General features: G+C 64.0%; 14 protein-coding genes and 1 pseudogene. 8 read left to right on the top strand and 7 right to left on the bottom strand.

The features are described from left to right. Positions 1-253: 253 nt before the first annotated feature. Positions 254-1,141, bottom strand: a complete 888-nt coding sequence (locus PIN31009_RS18945) for a phosphodiesterase (protein WP_150791266.1) — start codon at positions 1,139-1,141, stop codon at positions 254-256. Between the two features lie 638 nt (positions 1,142-1,779). On the opposite strand from PIN31009_RS18945, the gene PIN31009_RS18940 reads away from it, so the two are divergent. Together PIN31009_RS18940 and PIN31009_RS18935 are read left to right on the top strand one after the other, a co-directional pair. After that, entirely contained in the window at positions 1,780-2,058 is a 279-nt protein-coding gene (locus tag PIN31009_RS18940; RefSeq protein WP_058378908.1) for an HU family DNA-binding protein, read from the top strand. Between the two features lie 279 nt (positions 2,059-2,337). After that, positions 2,338-3,354, top strand: coding sequence for a CHAD domain-containing protein (locus tag PIN31009_RS18935; protein WP_174997278.1), 1,017 nt, complete (start codon positions 2,338-2,340; stop codon positions 3,352-3,354). Between the two features lie 118 nt (positions 3,355-3,472). On the opposite strand, the gene PIN31009_RS18930 is transcribed toward PIN31009_RS18935, so the two are convergent. Then, the gene (locus tag PIN31009_RS18930; RefSeq protein WP_150791264.1) at positions 3,473-5,995 is read right to left on the bottom strand and encodes a heavy metal translocating P-type ATPase; all 2,523 of its coding nucleotides are present in this window, start codon (positions 5,993-5,995) and stop codon (positions 3,473-3,475) included. 68 nt (positions 5,996-6,063) lie between these two features. Here PIN31009_RS18930 and PIN31009_RS18925 point away from each other — a divergent pair, with 68 nt between their 5' ends. From PIN31009_RS18925 to PIN31009_RS18905, 5 genes and pseudogenes are all read left to right on the top strand, one after another. Next, positions 6,064-6,534: a Cd(II)/Pb(II)-responsive transcriptional regulator gene (locus tag PIN31009_RS18925; protein ID WP_150685606.1), complete on the top strand. Its 471-nt coding sequence runs from the start codon at positions 6,064-6,066 to the stop codon at positions 6,532-6,534. A 377-nt stretch (positions 6,535-6,911) separates the two neighbouring features. Beyond that, positions 6,912-8,156: pseudogene (locus PIN31009_RS18920) on the top strand (NAD(P)/FAD-dependent oxidoreductase); the annotation flags it as partial. Positions 8,157-8,465: 309 nt separating this feature from the next. Next, positions 8,466-9,800, top strand: coding sequence for a putative bifunctional diguanylate cyclase/phosphodiesterase (locus tag PIN31009_RS18915; protein WP_150685608.1), 1,335 nt, complete (start codon positions 8,466-8,468; stop codon positions 9,798-9,800). 12 nt (positions 9,801-9,812) lie between these two features. Further along, positions 9,813-11,507: a sensor domain-containing diguanylate cyclase gene (locus tag PIN31009_RS18910; protein ID WP_150791262.1), complete on the top strand. Its 1,695-nt coding sequence runs from the start codon at positions 9,813-9,815 to the stop codon at positions 11,505-11,507. Between the two features lie 47 nt (positions 11,508-11,554). Continuing rightward, positions 11,555-12,931, top strand: coding sequence for a phospholipase A (locus PIN31009_RS18905; protein ID WP_246185743.1), 1,377 nt, complete (start codon positions 11,555-11,557; stop codon positions 12,929-12,931). A gap of 6 nt (positions 12,932-12,937) precedes the next feature. Here PIN31009_RS18905 and PIN31009_RS18900 read toward each other — a convergent pair whose 3' ends face one another. Beyond that, positions 12,938-13,360, bottom strand: coding sequence for an EamA family transporter (locus PIN31009_RS18900; RefSeq protein ID WP_087689055.1), 423 nt, complete (start codon positions 13,358-13,360; stop codon positions 12,938-12,940). A gap of 119 nt (positions 13,361-13,479) precedes the next feature. On the opposite strand from PIN31009_RS18900, the gene PIN31009_RS18895 reads away from it, so the two are divergent. Then, positions 13,480-13,701, top strand: coding sequence for a DUF1289 domain-containing protein (locus PIN31009_RS18895; RefSeq protein ID WP_150791261.1), 222 nt, complete (start codon positions 13,480-13,482; stop codon positions 13,699-13,701). On the opposite strand, the gene PIN31009_RS18890 is transcribed toward PIN31009_RS18895, so the two are convergent. The 4 genes from PIN31009_RS18890 to PIN31009_RS18875 all read right to left on the bottom strand — a co-directional run bounded on the left by PIN31009_RS18890 (position 13,676) and on the right by PIN31009_RS18875 (position 19,198). After that, a complete protein-coding gene (locus tag PIN31009_RS18890) occupies positions 13,676-15,115 on the bottom strand; it encodes an aldehyde dehydrogenase family protein (protein WP_150791260.1) in 1,440 nt (479 codons plus the stop codon). The genes PIN31009_RS18895 and PIN31009_RS18890 overlap by 26 nt on opposite strands. 162 nt (positions 15,116-15,277) lie before the next feature. Continuing rightward, the gene (locus PIN31009_RS18885) at positions 15,278-16,873 is read right to left on the bottom strand and encodes an ABC-F family ATPase (RefSeq protein WP_150685612.1); all 1,596 of its coding nucleotides are present in this window, start codon (positions 16,871-16,873) and stop codon (positions 15,278-15,280) included. A gap of 208 nt (positions 16,874-17,081) precedes the next feature. Beyond that, positions 17,082-18,233: a BMP family ABC transporter substrate-binding protein gene (locus PIN31009_RS18880; RefSeq protein ID WP_058378918.1), complete on the bottom strand. Its 1,152-nt coding sequence runs from the start codon at positions 18,231-18,233 to the stop codon at positions 17,082-17,084. 35 nt (positions 18,234-18,268) lie between these two features. Then, positions 18,269-19,198, bottom strand: coding sequence for an ABC transporter permease (locus PIN31009_RS18875; protein ID WP_087689058.1), 930 nt, complete (start codon positions 19,196-19,198; stop codon positions 18,269-18,271). Between the last annotated feature and the right edge of the window lie 3 nt (positions 19,199-19,201).

The raw sequence follows: 19,201 nt of genomic DNA, 5'->3' as shown, positions 1-19,201 counted from the left end.
GTATGGCATCCGCGCACGCATCGCAATGTCTCATGGCGGACAACGGCTTTCGCGCAGAACCGGCGCGATGACGGTATTTTTGGATCCCCGGGCAGCCCGTGACTGCTGATCTGAACTGACTTCTTATGGTTGATACGGCCGCACTGTACACATCGTGAGTCCTACTATCGTCCCCTTTTTTGATACGCGCGCGGCGGCATTATCACCGGCGATGGCCGCCCTGACAGGCCACCTGACAGGGCGCCTGAAACCCTCAGGAGACCAACGCACCGTCAAACGTGAACGGGCCGTCGAACGGGCCCACGTAGGCCAGATGCGTACGCACGCCGGCCCCCGGTTGCCACAGGTGCATGGCGAAGCCCGGCGGCTCCAGCGTGATGGACCCCGGCGCACCGGGCGCCAGCCCCAGTGAAATCTGATGCGCCGTCGAGACGCACGTACTGGCCATGACACCCGGGGCGCCCGGCACCCCTGCGTGAATGCTGCGATGCAGATGACCGCAGATCACGCGCTCGATGTGACGGTACCGTGACACGACGGCCGCAAAGCCCTCGCGCCCTTGCGCCGAGAGACCGAGGCCGTCCATGAACTCGATGCCGGTATCGAACGGCGGATGATGCATCGCAATGATCGTCGGACGCCCGGCGCACGCCTGCAACTGCGCGTCGAGCCAAGCGAGTCGTGCTTCGCACAAATGACCGCCTGCATTCGGCGGCGATTGCGTGTCGAGGGCCAGCACGGTCACGGGGCCCAGATCGACGCGGTATTGGACGAAGTCGTCGCCCGCTTGACCGGTATCTTGCGTGTCGCTTTGGTGTTCGCGTTGGTGTTCGTGTTGGCGGCCGCCATGGAGATACGCATGCTCGGGGAACGTGGCGCGCAACGCGGCACGATGGTCGTGGTTGCCGACGACGAGATACAGCGGAATTTCCAGTTCGGCGAGACACTCGCGCAATACTTCGTATTCCGATGGATGTGGCGTATCGACGAGATCGCCGGTGGCAATCACGGCGTCGGGGCGCGGGGACCACCGGTTGATCGTGGCAATGGCGTGGCGCAGTGCGCGCGCCGTATCGACACGCTCACAAGCGAGCGCGCCCGGGCGGCTGACGTGGAGATCGGTAATCTGGCAAAGCAACATGAAGGCGAATCCTTGATGAGCGCGCAAGCGCATGACATCACGTGTTCAAGTGTAGGTCGCAGCGTCCGGCGCGTGGGCGCCGCCCATGGCGCCAGAGACGAAGCGAACGGCCCAAGGAGATGAAAGCTGGGATCGCAGCAAGGATGAAAGCAGGCGGCGCAACGCTAGGCGCCGAAAATGACATTGACATGACAACCCGGCAGAACGCGTACAGAAGTGCGGCAATGCCAACCAAAAGTCGCCCGTCTGCGCAACCCCTTCAACGCTAGGGAAACCCCCAAAGCCCGCCCAGCAAGGGATTGCGCGACGCTAAGCCCGCAGATGACCGCAGTTACCGGGGTTTTACCATCAAGAACGAGAAAGTACGCGGCATTGCACAACAAAATCGCCGCAAACCGTTGCCAGGACTGGCCCACAGGCCGCCGAAGGCTCTATAATGCGGCTGCCCGGCAAGTGCCGGCGTCCTCTCGAATCATCACGAGGCGCGATCTTCGGATCGGGTTTTTTCGATGTTCCGGGAAGACGACATTCTGGCGCGCGCCGCGTGCCTTATGGCGCGGATACAACACCGACACTCGTCAAATGGCGAAAGTGTTAGAGTTGTCGCCGGTATTCACCACCTCTCAAGGGAAACACACATGAACAAACAGGAACTGATCGACGCCGTCGCTGGTGTTACGGGTGCAAGCAAGGCTCAAACCGGCGAAACCATCGACGCTCTGCTCGAGACCGTCAAGAAGGCAGTCGCAAAGGGTGACGCGGTTCAGTTGATCGGCTTCGGCTCGTTCGGTTCGGGCAAGCGCGCTGCGCGTACCGGCCGCAACCCGAAGACCGGCGAAGCGATCAAGATCCCGGCTGCCAAGACCGTGAAGTTCACGGCTGGTAAGGCGTTCAAGGACGCCGTGAACAAGAAGTAAAACCAGTTGCGCGCAGGCCGGCCTCCGTGCCGGCCTATCTTTTTTTGCCTGCGCTGCCGGCCTCCGGTTCGTAGCAAGGAGATACGTCTCACGTCACCCTCTCGCGAGGACCACGACTGATGTGAGCTGCGCGCCTCGCGGGTGTCCTGCGCCGAATCACTTCGGGAACCGGGCGCCCGCGGTAGTCCCCGCTAGCACCGCCTAGCCACTCTCTGCATCACCCTCCGCAACCGTTTTTCCGACGCTCAACGTGCGCCCACCTATGCTATGGTGCGTGACATGACACGCGAGACGTCTGCGGCCAGCGCCGCCACCCCCAAGCCTTCCTCGCTTTCTGCGCAACCTGATGCCAACGTCGGCAAACCGCCCGATATCGGACAGATGCGCCGGATGCCGGCATCCCATTTGGTCGTCAGCATGGCGGCCGAATCGATTGCGCAATGGCCGGCGCTCTCCGCCACGCACGACGGCGCCGACGTCATCGCGCCCGAAGCCATTCACCACCTGCGTATCGCCACCCGCCGTCTGCGTGCACTCGTCGACGTGTTCTCGCCGTGGCTGAAGCCTCGCTGGCACCGCAAGCTCAAACGGGAATTGCACTGGTTGAGCCACGCCATGGGACCGGCGCGCGATGCCGACGTGCTGAGCGGCACGACATTGCCGGCGCTGCGTACCGAACACCCCGACCTCGACTGGGGCTCGGTCGACGTCTACGTGGCGAAGCTGCGCAGCGACGCCCACAGTCAGGCCGACGAGGCGCTGCTGAGCGAGCGTCAGGTGGCATTGCACCGCACGTTGCAGCGCGCGTTCGGCGTCGACGAGCATGGCGGCACGGATGTGCGCGCCGCCAGAGCGTTGCGGCGCGCGTCGCGCACGCCCGGCAAGCAGCCCCGCGCCGTGGCAAAGCACGCACGCGACGTGATTCGTGAGCGCTACGTTGCGTTATTTCCGGATTGTCGCCAGTTGGCGATGCTCGATACCGATCAGTTGCACGCGTTGCGCGTGCGCATCAAAAAGGCCCGCTACAGCGCCGAAGCACTGACGCCGTGGCTGCGCAAGGCAATGCGCACGCCCTATCAGGACACGCTGCGCGCCGCGCAGAACCTGCTTGGCCAACTCAACGACGCCGTGGTCGCGCAGCAGTTCTGCGAGACGATGCCGCTCTCGCAAGCCCAGCGCGACGTGCTCACCGGACGCCTTGACACGTTTATCGTGAACGCCACGAGCCGTGCGGCCCACGTGCTTTGCCGGTTGCCCGATGCGGCGACGCTCGATCGCGGCATTCGCAAACGCTGATCGCTGAACGAAAAACGCTGACGGGATTGCCGTCAGCGTCGTCAAACACCCTCTAATTCCGCGTACCTTTGCCGCCGTGCCGGTGCCAGTGCCGGGTCGATACCGCGATCCCGAGCCCTCAGACCGTACGCGTACGCAGCAGGCGCATGCCGTTGGCAATCACCAGCAGGCTCGCGCCCACGTCGGCAAAGACGGCCATCCACAGCGACGCGGCACCCACCACGGCCAAGGCGAAGAACACGGCCTTGATGCCGAGTGCCATCGCGATGTTCTGCTTGAGGACCGTCGCTGCGCGCCGCGAAAGGGCCAGAAACGCCGGCAACTTGCGCAGATCGTCGTCCATCAGCGTGACGTCGGCCGTCTCCAGCGCGCTATCGGTGCCGGTGAGCCCCATGGCGAAGCCCACATCGGCCGCCGCCAGCGCCGGGGCGTCGTTGATACCGTCGCCGACCATGCCGACGTGACCGAACTCGGCGCGCAGTTGCGTGATCGCCTGCCACTTGTCTTCCGGCAGCATTTCGGCCCGCACGTCACTGACCCCGGCCTGCTCGCCGATCACTTGTGCCGTCGCGCGATTGTCGCCCGTCAGCATCACCGTCCGGATCCCCATCTGCGTCAACCGCACCAACGCCTCGCGGCTTTCTTCGCGCAAAGTGTCGGCAACGGCCAGTACCGCCAGCGCCTGCGTTTCGCTCGCCAACACGATCGCCGTGCGGGCCTGCGCTTCCAGCCGGGTCAATTCGGCTTCGACACGCGCATTGCAAACACCCAGCGACTCGATAAGGCGATGGTTGCCCAAGTAATACAGCGTCTGCCCGATACGGCCTTTCACGCCCATGCCCGGCAGGGCTTCGAAGTCAGTCACCGCAGGCAACGGACCAAGGTTGGCCGCCTGATAGCCATCGACCACGGCGCGGGCAATCGGGTGCGTCGTCTGTGCATCGAGCGCCGCCGCGAGCGTGAGCACTTCATTGCGTGACGACTCCGAAGCTTCCGAGGCTTCCGGCGAATCACCCAGCGGTACCACATCGGTCAGGTGCGGTTCGCCGCGTGTGAGCGTGCCTGTCTTGTCGAGCGCCACCGCCCGAATCAACCGGCCGCTCTCCAGAAACGCGCCGCCCTTGATCAGAATGCCGGCACGCGCCGCCGCCGTCAGACCGCTGACCACCGTCACCGGTGTCGAGATCACCAACGCGCAAGGGCAAGCAATCACCAGCATCACGAGTGCCTTGTAGATCCACGGCGTCCATGCAAGACCAAAGGCCAGCGGCGGCACGATCGCGACCAGCAGGGCGCAGAGCACCACCACCGGCGTGTAAATGCGCGAGAACTTGTCGACGAAGCGCTGCGTCGGCGAACGCTGCTGCTGCGCCGTCTCCACGATGCGCACGATACGCGCCAGTGTGGTGTCGCCCGGTGCGACGCTCGTGCGGTAGACGATCAGGCCACTTTCGTTGATGCTGCCCGCGAAGACTTCGTCGCCCACGGTCTTGTCGACAGGCACGCTCTCGCCGGTAATCGACGCTTGATTGAGGGCCGAACTGCCCTGCTCGATCACGCCGTCGATGGCGACACGCTCACCCGGACGGGCCCGCACCCGCATGCCCACGGTCAATCCGGCCACCGGCTGGTCGGCCCAGCTGCCGTCGGGTTGTTCCACCGATGCCTGATCGGGGGCCAGACGCATGAGCGCTTCGACCGCACGCCGCGCGCGGGTGAGCGACGCGGCTTCGAGCTTCTCCGAGATGGCGAACAGCACGATGACCATTGCCGCCTCCGGCCACTGACCGATGGCAAGCGCGCCGATCACGGCGAGCGACATCAGAAAGTGGATGTTCATCGTGAAATGGCGCAGCGCAATCCAGCCCTTCTTGAGCGTCGGCAGGCCGCACAACGCAATCGCCGCCAACACGATGGCACCGACCCACGGGCTATGCTCGGGCACGCCCGACCAGACGGCCGCTTCGCTCGCGGCGGCCAGCACACCGCCGGCCACCAGTCGCGCGACATCGCCCTTGCCGCTCGCAGGCGGCGGCGCGACGTTGGCCACATCGTCGGTCAGCGGCACCGGCGTCATACCCAACTTGCGTAACGTGGCAGCCACCACGTCGCTGTGACGCGTGACATCCGCTTCCGACGTCTTCGCGCCGAATACGACGGTCAGTTCGCGCTTGAGCAGGTTGAAATACAGCGTGTCGACGCCCGGCTGGCGTTCCAACTGGTCGCGGATGAGGCGCTCTTCAGTCGGGCAATCCATCTGATCGATGCGAAAACGGGCCTGCGGGGCGCCGGTTGCCGGGGCCACGGCCGGCGGTGTCAGGCTCGCCGGATCGCCACAGCACGCCACCGCGTCATGCGCATGGCTGTGATCGTGCGAATGACCACCCGACGCAGCGTCGTGGCTGTGCTCATGCGCGTGGTCGTGTTCGTGTTCGTGGTCGTGGTCGTGGCCGTGCCCTTCACGACGGGCCTGAGCGCCATGATCGTGCGCCTGCCCATGAGCATGTGCATGGTCGTGGTCGTGAGCATGGCCGTGGCCATGATCGTGATGATCGTGCGTCTTCTTGTCCTGCGGGCCGTGCGCGTGGTCACACACCGCCTCCGGGGCGGCCCGGCGGGCCTGATCCGAGGGATTGGGCATGTTCACTCCTGGTTTCATGATTCGTGTTACTCTCCATTCAAAACCCTGTAGTCACTACGGAGTCAAGCATGAAAATCGGTGAACTGGCGCGTGCGGCCGAAACCGACGTCGAAACCATCCGCTATTACGAGCGGGCCGGGTTGCTGGCCGCCCCGCCGCGTACCGACGGGGGGTATCGCACCTATGGCACGGAACATCTCGAAGCCCTGCGCTTCATCCGTCACTGCCGCTCACTCGATATGCCACTGGCCGACGCCAAGCGGTTGGGCGAACTGGCGCACGACACGACCGTGACCTGCGAGGACGCCAATCAACTGATCGAAGCGCATCTGACGCGCGTGCACGCCCGCATTCATGAATTGCAGTCGCTGGAGCAACAACTGCTGCACTTGCAGGCGCAGTGCCAGAGCCGCCACGACACCAGCGACTGCGGCATTCTGCGAGCGCTGATGCAAGGCGCGCACGGCGAAGCGTGTGCCTGTCATAACGACACCGATCCCATTGCGGTGGCATGCGAGCACGATCATCAGCACGCGTGAGCCTCGTTGTCGCATTCACGAGACACCCTGCGTACGCCGGGTGTCCCTCGTAACCCCGTAGCCCCGTTGTAGCCCCCTGCCCGCCGTCTTCCCTTTCCCCTTTCATTTGGCACGCCTTGCCGTCGCCGCGCCGACGCATTTCTGACCACGCATTACGTTGAACGCCGCGATGATTGTGATGAATCGTGGGTTTGCAAGCCGAAACACGGGCAAAACCGCATGTTTTCTATACAATGTCCCGGCACGTTTCATGCGGGTTGCCTTACATTCCCTTTTAATGACGTTCGCTCGCGGCTTTTAAAAGCGTGTCGATATGTCGTAATCCGTCTCAATTTTTCCCATTTGTCGGAGACCTTATGTCCAGCGACGTATCCGCTACGCCCACTCCTGCGACGGAGCACAGCGCCGACATCGTCATCATGGGGGCCGGTGCAGCAGGCATTTCTGTCGCCGCAAGCCTGCGCCGCCGCCGCCCGTCGCTCTCGATCACGATCGTCGATCCGGCCGACACGCATTACTACCAGCCCGCGTGGACGCTCGTTGGCGCCGGCGAGTTCGACCCGGCACGCACGGCGCGCCCGATGGCGAGCGTCATCCCCGAAGGCGTGAACTGGATTCAGGCCGCCGTCACCGCTTTCGCGCCGGAACACCAACAAGTCTTGCTCTCCGATGGCCGCCGCCTCAGCTATCGCTACCTGATCGTCGCGCCGGGCCTGCAACTGAACTGGGAAGCCATCGACGGGCTGACCGAAACGCTGGGCCGCAACGGGGTCACGTCGAACTACCGGTTCGATCTCGCGCCTTACACGTGGTCGCTGGTCAATCAGTTCTCCGGCGGCAATGCCCTGTTCACGCAGCCGCCGATGCCGATCAAATGCGCCGGCGCCCCGCAAAAGGCAATGTATCTGTCGGCGGACACGTGGCGCTCGCGTGGCTTGCTCGACAAGACCAAGATCGAATTCCATCTGGTGGCGCCCGCCCTCTTCGGCGTCAAGGATTACATTCCCGCGCTCATGGAGTACGTGAAGCGCTACAACATCTCGCTCAATCACCTCTCGCATCTGCGTGCCGTGGATGGCGAACGCCGTGTCGCGCGTTTCGAAATTTTCGATGCGGACGGCCAGTCGCAATTCATCGACAAGCCGTTCGATCTGCTGCATGTGGTGCCGCCGCAAAGCGCACCCGACGTGCTGCGTGCGAGCCCGCTGGCCGATGCGGCTGGCTGGTGCGAAGTCGACCATGCGACGCTGCGTCACCCGCGCTTTGCCAACGTCTTCGGCCTAGGCGATGCCATCTCGGCGCCCAATGCCAAGACCGCCGCCGCGGCCCGCAAGCAGGCCGTCGTCGTGGCGGAGAACCTGCTCGCCGCGATGGATGGCCGCCCGTTGCCGCTGCACTACGACGGTTACGGCGCCTGCCCGCTCACGGTCGAGCACGGCAAGATCGTGCTCGCCGAGTTCGGTTACGGCGGCAAGCTGCTGCCGACATTCCCGATCGACGGCACGCATGCCAATCGTTTTGCATGGGTATTAAAGAAATACGTGCTGCCCAAGGTGTACTGGGATTACATGTTGCGTGGACGCGAGTGGCTGGCGCAACCCAGTCGCCCGGGCCATAGGTGAAACCCGGACTTAATTTTTAAAGTCGGGTGCCGTTAAAGGTCAAAGGACCCGGTTTTCGCGACCGGGCACGAGCTTCTTGTCGGGCCACGCCTTGCGCGCGGTCTGCCGTCAAACGGGGGTGCCTCGCATGGGGCTGCCAGTGCATCGCCTGTTACCGGCCGACACATTTACGCGTCTTATGCAGAACATGATTCAAGGGTTTCCTGGCGGCACGACCTGTTCGACGCGTGGGCTTCACCGGTTCGCCGGCCTGACACGCGAGAATGACCCACGTTCAACCCTACGGGCGACGTCAGCCTGCCTGCCGAGATGAACGATACCAACGCGCTGCGCCGGCAAGTCGTACTGGCCGATCTGTTGCTGGATCGCCAGCGGCTGCTGCGCGCCCTCAGCCTTGAGCTACGCACGCCCAGCCCGCCCGGCAGTCACAGCGCCCTCGTGGTGCTGCACGTCGGCCGTGGTCAGCGCACAGCCACCAATCAGCAAGCCATTTCCGATGCCGATCTGCTCGCCACGGTGGCATTCCGCATCGGCTCGCGCATTCGGCGGCGCGACCTGATCGGGCGCGTCTCGGAGCAACAGATTGCCGTGCTGCTGCGCGACCTCGGCAGCCGCGAAGCCGCCGTGCAGATCACCCGCCGTTTTATCCGTGCCGGCGAATCGCCGGTGCCGTGCGGCAACGGCCTGCTCTACCCGATTCTGTCCGCCGGTATCACGCACCTGCCGCAGGTGCCGGTGTGGCCCGCCACGCTGCTCGAACATACGTCCGAAGTTGCCGATCTGGCCATTCGCGAGAGCGCAGCACGCTTTCTCGTCACCGATGCGCCCAGCGCACCGACCGAGGGTGTCACGCCGCCGGACGACGCCGGCAACGAGCACTACTGGCGCAGCGCCATTGGCCGCGCGCTCTCGGGCTCGGAATTCCGCCTGCACTACCAGCCGCAAATCGACATGCGCACACACCGGCTGACCGGTCTCGAAGCGCTGATTCGCTGGCAGCGCGACGACGAACTGATCATGCCGGGCGAATTCATCCCGGCCGCCGAGCGTTGCGACGTGATCGGCCCGATCGGCGAGTGGACATTGCACGAAGCCTGCCGCCAGCTCGACCAGTGGCAGACCGACGGCGAGGAATATCCACGCGTGGCCGTGAATCTCTCGGCCCAGCAGATGCGCGTGCAAACGCTCGAGACCGTGCGCTATGCGCTCAAGCATCACCGCGTACCGCCCGATAAGCTGGAAATCGAAATCACGGAATCGTCGCTGATTTCGCATCTGGACGAGGCGGCCACCCTCATGAACGAACTCGTAGCGATGGGCGTGCGCCTGTCGCTCGACGACTTCGGCACGGGCTATTCCAGCTTCGTGCGTCTGAAGCGCTGGCCGTTCGGCACCGTCAAGATCGACTATCAGTTCGTGGCGGGCGTATTGCTCGGCGGCTACGACACCGAGTTGATTCGCGCCATTATCGCCATCGCCCGCAAACTTGAAATCGAGACAGTGGCCGAAGGCGTTGAGACGAGCGCACAACGCGATGCGCTTGCGCAACTCGGCTGCCACGCATGGCAGGGTTATCATTGCACTCGACCCTTGCCACCCGGCCACATCGAGACGTTCATCCGAGACTGGCACGGACGTCTGTAATCGTTTTTGCCGTTGCTCAACTCCTTCAACACCCTCTTTTCGCGCCGCGCCACGCCTGTCCTCGTTCGCGGCGTCGTCATGCTCCTGTGCGTGTTTGCCGCATGGGGCCTGGCGCGCTTCGCCGCCGATCAACTGGTGGCGAACCGCTCGGCGCGCCTGCTGGCCGAGGAACGCAGCGTCGCCACCCGGCTCGCGCGCGGCACCGTGCATACGGTCAATCAGGATCTGATCCTCATTCGCGGCATCCCGCAGGTGCTCGCGCAGATCTCGCAGATTCAGCGCGCGGCTGCCGACATCGCCGATCACCCGCTGACCGAACTGCCCCATGAAATGGCGCGAGAAAAGCTGCTCGCCAATGCCGCCCTCAAGCCCGTGAACGAACTGCTGCGCGCCGCGCAGTTGTATTTCGGCGCCGATCTCGTCTGGCTCGGCACCCCCGACGGCGTCACGATTGCGTCGAGCGATGCCAAGGGCCCCAACCCGCTCGTCGGCGACAACTACGGCGACCGGGGCTACTTTCAGGCCGCTGTGCTCGGCACGGCGGGCCAGCAGTATGTAATTGGGCGCAAGACGCGACTGCCCGGCATCTACTTCACCGCCCCCGTCTATCAGGACGGCCGCCTCGTCGGCGTGATGGTGGTCAAGCTCGGGTTGCGCCGGCTGTCGCACTGGGTCGATACGGGGGCGTCGTTCGTCACCGACGTCAACGGCGTGATCGTGCTCGCCAACGACCCGACCTTCACCGGGCTGGCGGTGCCCGGCGCACCGGTGTTCAAGATGACGCCGGCCGAGCGCCGCCATCTTTATCAGCAGGATGATTTCACGGTCGTGCCCATCGAGGACTACGACCCGGCGCCCGGCACGCCACCGTTTCTGCTGCCCGGCACCCGTGGGGAACCGCAGGCGCATCACGATCCCGATGCCGCCGATCTGGTGCGCGTGCGCCCGGACAATCAGCCCTATTTGCTCGAATCCGCCACGTCGATGGACAGCGAGCTGGTGATCTACACGATGAGCGAGGTGCCGACGCTGCGCAGCCTGTTCATCGAGCGCCAGCGCTACACCGTGCTGATGTTCGGCCTGATGTTGAGCTCCGCAGGCGCTCTCGTTCTACTGATTCGCCACCTGCGACGCGGCAAACTTCAGTTGTCCGACACACTAGCCAAGAACGCCGCGCTGGAACACGAGGTGAAGTACGACGCCCTCACCGGCAGCCTTTCGCGCGGACACTTCCTGAAACGCCTGCGCAGCGAAGTCAATCAGGCCAATACCACGGGCGTGCCGGCGTGCATCGTCCTTGTCGATCTCGATCACTTCAAGCAGATCAACGACACGTGGGGACATGCGCTCGGCGACACCGTGCTGGCCACGTTCGTGCGGCTTTGTCACGATTCGTTACGCGAAGATGACATCTGCGGTCGTTTGGGGGGCGAAGAATTCGCTATTATCCTGAGTGGCGCCACCGAAGCCCGTGCCTTCGATGCTGCCGAGCGCTTGCGCGAAGCGGTTCGCGCGGCGCGTATCAATGTCGATGGACGCGCACTTCAGTTCACGATCAGCGCCGGGGTCGCACAGTGGCACGCAGGCGATGACGACAATGCCTGGCTGCAACGTGCCGACGCCGCACTGTATCTTGCCAAATCTCGCGGGCGCGATCGCTGCGCACGCGAGTCCGACCTCCGGGTGCTCACCGGCGGCGGCTCGTAACTGACTTCGGGCTTGCCGGCCCGGGGTCGACAACCCAGACCGGACCGATGCCCAAGACGAATCTCGCCACGTTCGCCACATCCACTACGCTCGCCGCGCTCGCGCCATGGCCGCTGCGCGCCATGCAACTCGGCGCCGCCCTCTGTTTCGCGTTCAGCAACGCCGCACACGCCGATCTGTCGCTGCTGCAACCGCCGCGCGCGCTCACCGGCGGCGCCCCTCTGCAACTGACGCTGCTCGTGACGCAAGACGCGCCGGGCCGTAAGACCGTCAAGCTGCCCGACGAAATCGTCGTGCGTATTTCCAACGACGATTTCAAGCCGACGCTGCTGCATCTGAAGCGCGCCGCCGTCGTGCCCGCAAAGGTCACGCTCTCGAACGGTCAGTTCCGGCGCATCGCCTACGCGGCTGAATTACCCAAGGAATTGCGCGGTACGGTGCGCCTTGAACCGGTGGACTGGGACGCCTCGATTACGACCATCGTGCTCGATCGCGCTGCCCCCGCCGAGCCGATGGTGGCCGCCGCGCCGGCGGTTGCGAGTGGCGCTGCCGTCGCTGCGGCTGCGGCAGGTACGGGTAGCGCTTCTGTCGCTGCTGCTGCCGACGCCGCCAGTGCCGCGAATGCGACCGCCGCGCCCGGCACACCCGGCACGTCGACGGCCCCGGCCAGCGCCACCGCCGACGCCGTTGCACCGACGGCCGATACCGAGTTCGCGCGTATCTCGTCGCACGAGCCGATGTACATCGCGTTTGGTAAGAATGGCGACGCTAACGCGCGCTTCCAGTTGAGCTTCAAGTTCCACATTCTCAAACCGGATAATCCGTCGTCCAAATCATTCCTCGACAACCTGTACTTCGGTTACACGCAGTTGTCGATCTGGGATCTGGAGGCGGAATCAGCGCCGTTCCGCGATTCGAACTACCGGCCGAGCCTGTTCTATTACATCCCGGATACGGGGGTTCGCGCGGGCTGGTTCTCGTCGCTTGGCGTGGCGGCCGGTGTCGAACACGAGTCGAACGGCAAGGCCGGTCCCGACTCGCGCAGCATCAACACGGTCTTCGTCAAACCGATCTTCACGTTCGGCGATCCGGCGGAGTACCACTGGACGGTGGCGCCCAAGCTCTATGCGTATGTCGAGAAGGCCGACAACCCCGATATCCAGAACTATCGCGGCTATATGGACTTACTGGTGCTGTGGGGCAAGCCGAACGGCTGGCAGGTCGGCGCCACGCTGCGCAAGGGCATGAAGCGTAACTACGGCAGCGTGGATGTGCAGGTGACCTACCCGCTCGGCAAGCTGATTTCGGGCGCCGGCGGCTATATCTGGATCGGGTACTTCACCGGCTACGGCGAAGACCTGCTCGATTACAACCGGCATTCGCCATCGCAGGTGCGTATCGGCTACAGCGTGTTCCGCTGGTAAGCCAACTTACAGCACCAGGACCAGCGCGCCGGCGACGATCAACGCGCCGCCGAGCGCCTCCTTGAGCGAGAACGGCTCGCCGAGGACGACCCAGCCGATCAGCATCGCCATCGCCACGCTGAGCTTGTCGAGGGGCGCCACGCCCGAGACGGGGCCGAGTTGCAGCGCCCGGAAGTAACACAGCCACGACAGCCCCGTCGCCACCCCGGACAGCACCAGAAACAGCCACGTGTTCGCCGTCAGGCTAGTGGGGCGCTGCCACTCGCCGCGCATGCCGACGATGGCCAGCGTCACGGCGAAGATGATCACCGTGCGAATCAGCGTGGCCATGTTCGAATTGACCTGCGCCACCCCGAGCTTGCCGAAAATCGCCGTGAGTGCAGCGAAAAACGCCGAACCGAGTGCAAAAAGTTGCCAACTCCGCAGCATGTGAGAGTCTCCCGAGTCTGCCGTGGCATCCGGCGGACGCCTGTGTGTAATCAATCCGTGATGGGCGGCGTCGCCGATGCGATAATGACGCCTGTCCCACCTTCCTGAATTTCTCCGACATGTCCGAACTGCACGACCGTCCCGACAGCCCCTGCATTGGCATTTGCTCCACCCTGTTCGACGAGGTCTGCAAAGGGTGCGGCCGCACCGCTTACGAAGTGTCGAACTGGGTGTTCTTCAACGAAGACGAGAAACGCGTCATCTGGGAACGCATCACCCGAGAAGGCACGGCGATGCGCTTTTGCGACGACGGGACTACGACTTCGACGCCGTCGCCTTGAATTGCAGCGATTTATATTCGAGGAATTCTTCGAATCCATAAACGCCGTTCTCGCGACCGTTCCCCGATTGCTTGAAGCCGCCAAACGGCGCGGCCACGTTGAACTCCCCGCCGTTGATGCTCACCTGCCCCGTGCGGATTCGACGCGCCACGCGCGCCGCACGTGCCTCATCGCCTGACCACACACCCCCTGCCAGTCCGTAAATCGAGTCGTTGGCGATGCGCACTGCATCGGCCTCGTCCTGATACGTGATGATCGTGAGCACCGGGCCGAAGATTTCCTCCTGCGCGAGCGTGCTGTCCGGTGTAACGCGGCCGAGCACGGTGGCCTGCACGAAGAAGCCCGACTCGAAGCCTTCCGGTACGGCGTCGCCACCGGCGATCAACTCGGCGCCTTCCGCCAGCCCCTTGCGAATGTACGACTGCACGCGCTCCCGCTGTGCCGCCGACGCCAGCGGCCCGAGCCGCGTTGCGTCTTCGCGCGGATCGCCCAGCGTGAAACGCGCAACCGATTCCTTGGCGAGTGCCTTGACTTCGTCGTAGCGCGTCGCCGGGACGAGCAAGCGCGTGTGCGCCGCGCACGTCTGCCCCGAGTTCAGGTAGCAGGCGTTGAGCGTGCCCTTCACCGCGGCCGCGAGGTCGGCATCGTCGAGCACGATGGACGCCGACTTGCCACCCAGCTCAAGCGCCACCCGCTTGACCGTTTGCGAGGCCACTTCCGAAACACGTTTGCCTGCGCGGGTCGAGCCCGTGAAGGACACCATGTCCACGTCGGGATGCCGTGCCAGCACTTCGCCGGCGACCGGTCCCAGCCCCGTCACGAGATTGAATACGCCCGCCGGCAATCCGGCCTGCTCGATGACTTCGGCGAGGATGAACGCGTCGAACGGCGCGATCTCCGACGGCTTGAGCACCACCGTGCAACCGGCGGCGAGTGCCGGCGCGACTTTCACGGTGATCTGATTGAGCGGGTAGTTCCATGGCGTGATGGCACCGACCACACCGACCGGCTCGCGCACCACCAGCGAGTTACCGACCTGCGCCTCGAAGACGAAGGTCTGCGCGAGTTCGGCGTAATGGCGCCAGTGCTGAACGGGCGCCGCGACCTGTACCGCACGCGACACGCGAATCGGCATGCCGGTCTCGCCGGTGATCACCTGCGCGAGTTCCTCTGCGCGCGCCTCGAGACCGTCGGCGATCTTGCGAAGATACTCGGCGCGCTTGGCCGGCGGCGTGGCGGCCCACGTGTCGCGCGCCTTGACCGCAGCGGCAACGGCGGCTTCCGTGTCGGCGGCAACGCCCTCCGGAATGCGGCCCATCAGCTTGCCGTCGGCCGAATGAAAGACGTCCAGCGTGCCGGTGCCGATCGGTGCGACCCACTGGCCGTCGATGAAAAACTTGTCCTGAGTGATCATGTGAGGTCTCCTGCTCGCAGCGTGACAACAAACGTCAATTGTAGTCGCGCGGCGGTAAACGCAAACAGGGCGCCTGCAATGCAAGCGCCCTGTTTGTCGTTGTGAATCTAACGATGCGTTAGGTTAGCGCGCTACGTCAGCACGCTACATCAGCGCGTTACGTCAGATCTCCACGCCTTGGCTGGCCAGATACTCGTCGTAGGTACCGGCGTAATCGACCAGCGTGCCGTCGCTCTTCACTTCGATGACGCGCGTTGCCAGACCCGAGACAAATTCGCGATCATGCGAGACGAACACCAGCGTGCCCGGATACTTGTCGAGCGCGATCTGGAGCGATTCGATCGACTCCATGTCCATGTGGTTGGTCGGCTCATCCATCATCAGCACGTTGTGGCGGCCCAGCATCAGCTTGCCCCAGATCATGCGGCCCTTCTCACCACCGGAGAGCACACGCACCGACTTGCGCACGTCGTCGCCACCGAACAGCAGACGGCCCAGCGAGCCACGAATCACCTGATCGTCGTCGCCTTCCTTGCCCCACTGCGTCATCCAGTCGGTCAGGTTCAGGTCCTGCGGGAACGCTTCCGACGTGTCTTGCGGCATGTAACCGATGTTGGCGTTCTCGGCCCACTTCACGTTACCTGCATCGACCGGCAGGTCGGCCATCAGGCTGCGCAGCAGCGTCGTCTTACCGGCACCGTTCTCACCGATGATGGCCACACGCTCGCCGGCGCGCACTGCACCGGTGTAGTTCTTGAAGATCGGACGCTCGTACGACTTGCCGATGCCCTCGAATTCGAATGCGAGGTTGTGCAGCTTCTTCTCGTATTCAAAACGGATGAACGGGTTCTGACGCGACGACGGCTTGACGTCTTCCACCTTGATCTTGTCGATCTGCTTGAGACGGCTGGTTGCCTGACGCGCTTTCGACTTGTTCGCCGAGAAGCGGCGCACGAAGTCTTGCAGGTCGGAGATACGCTCCTTGGCCTTCGAGTTCGCCGCCATCTGACGCTCGCGAGCCTGCGCCGACGCCAGCATGTAGTCGTCGTAGTTGCCCGGGTAGACCGTCAGCGTGCCGTAGTCCATGTCGGCCATGTGCGTGCAAACGGCGTTCAAGAAGTGGCGATCGTGCGAAATGATGATCATGGTGGAGTTGCGCTCGTTGAGCACATCTTCCAGCCAGCGGATCGTGTTGATGTCCAGGTTGTTGGTCGGTTCGTCGAGCAGCAGCACGTCCGGGTTCGAGAACAGTGCCTGTGCCAGCAGCACACGCAGCTTCCAGCCCGGCGCGACGTTGCTCATCGGGCCCTGATGCTGATCCGTCGGAATGCCCACGCCCAGCAGCAGCTCACCGGCACGCGCTTCGGCCGTGTAGCCGTCGTACTCGGCGAACTTCGCTTCGAGTTCGGCCGCGTGCATGTAATCGTCGTCGGTCGCTTCCGGGTTCGCGTAAATGGCGTCGCGCTCGCTCATGGCGGCCCACATTTCCGTGTGGCCCATCAGCACGACGTCGAGCACGCGCATGTCTTCGTAAGCGAACTGATCCTGCTTGAGCTTACCGAGGCGCACGTTCGGTTCGAGCATGACGTTCCCGCCACTCGGCTCCAGGTCGTCGCCGAGGATCTTCATGAACGTGGACTTGCCGCAGCCGTTCGCGCCGATCAGGCCGTAACGGTTGCCCCCGCCAAATTTGACGGAGATGTTCTCGAAGAGCGGCTTGGCGCCGAATTGCATGGTGATATTGGCGGTAGACAGCACTGGCGGTATCCGGAAGATGAGGTGCGGCGGCACGAATTTGCGCCACGAAACCTGACATTTTAACACCGATGCGTGTCTCTCGCCGTCACATGGCGAATGAGGAACCTGTGAATCGCCCCAAAGAAAAAACCGCCGGGGTCACCGGCGGTTTCTCTGCCCGCAGCACCTGCCGGGCCAGCCACTTCACCATCCAACGATGGTAATGGCGTTATTGCTTCGGCAGCGTGCCCTCGACGCCTTCCACGAACCAGTTGATCTGGTGCTTCTCGTCGTCGTTGAGCGTTTTGCCGGCCGGCACGATTTCCTTGCCGTCCTGCCCCTTGAGCGGGCCGGTGAACGGGTCGTACTTGCCGTCGCGAATGGCGTCGTGACGCTCGGTCACGGCCTTACGCACGGCTTCCGGCACGGCCTTGTCGTTGATGGCGACGAGGTTGATTTCGTCTTCCTTGATGCCGCCCCAGACCGGGGTGTTCTTCCACGAACCCTGCATCACTTCGTCGACCGTGCGGATGTAGTACTTGCTCCAGTCGATGGCGGCCGAGGCCAGATGCGCATTCGGGCCGAACTTGCTCATGTCCGAATCCCAGCCGAAGGCGTGAATCTTCTTCTCTTCGGCCACTTGCATGACGACGGCCGAGTCCACGTTCTGCATCAGCACGTCGGCGCCCTGCCCGACCAGCGACTCAGCGGCCTGACGTTCCTTGCCCGGATCAAACCAGCTGTTGATCCACACGACCTTGACCTTCACCTTCGGGTTGGCTTCGCGGGCGGCGATCGTGAACGCGTCGATATTGCGGATCACTTCCGGAATCGGCACCGAGGCCACGTACCCGATCACGTTCGTCTTGGTCACGCGGCCACCGACCACACCGGCCAGATGCGCGCCTTCATACGTGCGCACGTCGTACGTGCCGAGGTTCGGTGCCGTCTTGAAGCCCGTGGCGTGTTCGAACGTCACGTCCGGGAAATCGGCGGCCGTCTTGACCATCGAGTCCATGTAACCGAACGACGTGCCGAAAATCAGCTTGTTGCCCTTGCTGGCCAGATCGCGGAACACGCGCTCCGAGTCGGCGCCTTCCGGCACGTTCTCGACGCGGGTCACGCTCACCTTGTCGCCATACTTGGCTTCGACGGCCTTCGCGCCTTGCTCGTGCGCGAACGTCCAGCCGGCGTCGCCCGGGTTGCCGATGTAGACAAACGCCACACCGACCGGGCCCTTGCCTGCCGGGGCGGCCGAAGCGGCCTGCGCGTCGGATGCGGCGGCCGGTGCGCTGGCCGTGTTGTTATCCTGCTTGCCGCAGGCCGAAACCAGCATGGCGGCCGCCAGGCTCGCCATCGTGATCAGGACTTTACGTCGCATCGATTTTCTCCTCGGTATCGATTGATTGATTGACTTCAAGAACCAGCAAAAAACGGTTTGCCCAGCGACGCCGGGGCATTCAGGCGAATGGTCTGACGATTGCGTGAAATGATCACCAGCACGACGATGGTCGCCACGTACGGCAGACTCGCGAGCGCCTGCGACGGAATGCGAATACCCATAGCCTGCGCCTGAAATTGCAGCGCCATCACCACCCCGAAGAGCAGCGCGCCCAACACGGTGCGTCCCGGACGCCACGTCGCGAACACCACCAGCGCCAGCGCGATCCAACCGCGCCCGGCCGTCAGGTTTTCTTGCCACAGCCGCAGATAGCCCACGGAGTAATACGCGCCCGCCAGCCCCGACATCGCCCCGCCGAACAGCGTGGCGAGATAGCGAATCCGCACGACCGGATACCCAATGGCGTGCGCCACCGACGGCGCTTCGCCCACCGAGCGCAGGACCAGCCCGGCCCGCGTGCGGTAAAGGAACCAAGCAATCGCCACCAGCAGTACCGCGGCCAGATAGCCGAGCGGGTTCAGCGAGAAGATCGAGGGCCCCAGCACCGGAATCGACGACAGCCCGGGAATCGGCAGATCGCGCAACATCGGAATCGTCGCGTCCGTGTAAGGGCGCCCGATATAGGCCGATAATCCCACGCCGAAAATCGTCAATGCGAGGCCCGTCGCGACCTGATTGGCCATCAACGTCAGCGTGAGCCACGCGAACACGGCCGACATCGCCACGCCCGCCGCAATGCCGGCAAGCACGCCGAGCCAGAGACTGCCGGTCACGACCGTCACGGCGAAGGCGCCGATCGCCCCCATCAGCATCATCCCTTCGACACCGAGATTGAGCACGCCCGACTTCTCGGTCACGAGTTCGCCGAGCGCAGCCAGCATCAGCGGAATCGCCGCGATGACGGCACTCGCGGCCAGCGGCGTGAGCAGATTGATCCAGTCCATGCC

The sequence above is a fragment of the Pandoraea iniqua genome (assembly GCF_902459685.1).
In the GTDB taxonomy this organism is placed as follows: domain Bacteria; phylum Pseudomonadota; class Gammaproteobacteria; order Burkholderiales; family Burkholderiaceae; genus Pandoraea; species Pandoraea iniqua.
This window is presented reverse-complemented; position numbering and strand designations above follow the sequence as displayed.

Coding starts and splice junctions, on each gene's coding strand:
- PIN31009_RS18905 (WP_246185743.1), top strand. CDS start 11,555: ATGCCCAAGACGAATCTCGCCACGTTCGCCACATCCACTACGCTCGCC.
- PIN31009_RS18880 (WP_058378918.1), bottom strand. CDS start 18,233: ATGCGACGTAAAGTCCTGATCACGATGGCGAGCCTGGCGGCCGCCATG.
- PIN31009_RS18900 (WP_087689055.1), bottom strand. CDS start 13,360: ATGCTGCGGAGTTGGCAACTTTTTGCACTCGGTTCGGCGTTTTTCGCT.
- PIN31009_RS18935 (WP_174997278.1), top strand. CDS start 2,338: ATGACACGCGAGACGTCTGCGGCCAGCGCCGCCACCCCCAAGCCTTCC.
- PIN31009_RS18945 (WP_150791266.1), bottom strand. CDS start 1,141: ATGTTGCTTTGCCAGATTACCGATCTCCACGTCAGCCGCCCGGGCGCG.
- PIN31009_RS18915 (WP_150685608.1), top strand. CDS start 8,466: ATGAACGATACCAACGCGCTGCGCCGGCAAGTCGTACTGGCCGATCTG.
- PIN31009_RS18890 (WP_150791260.1), bottom strand. CDS start 15,115: ATGATCACTCAGGACAAGTTTTTCATCGACGGCCAGTGGGTCGCACCG.
- PIN31009_RS18930 (WP_150791264.1), bottom strand. CDS start 5,995: ATGCCCAATCCCTCGGATCAGGCCCGCCGGGCCGCCCCGGAGGCGGTG.
- PIN31009_RS18895 (WP_150791261.1), top strand. CDS start 13,480: ATGTCCGAACTGCACGACCGTCCCGACAGCCCCTGCATTGGCATTTGC.
- PIN31009_RS18875 (WP_087689058.1), bottom strand. CDS start 19,198: ATGGACTGGATCAATCTGCTCACGCCGCTGGCCGCGAGTGCCGTCATC.
- PIN31009_RS18940 (WP_058378908.1), top strand. CDS start 1,780: ATGAACAAACAGGAACTGATCGACGCCGTCGCTGGTGTTACGGGTGCA.
- PIN31009_RS18925 (WP_150685606.1), top strand. CDS start 6,064: ATGAAAATCGGTGAACTGGCGCGTGCGGCCGAAACCGACGTCGAAACC.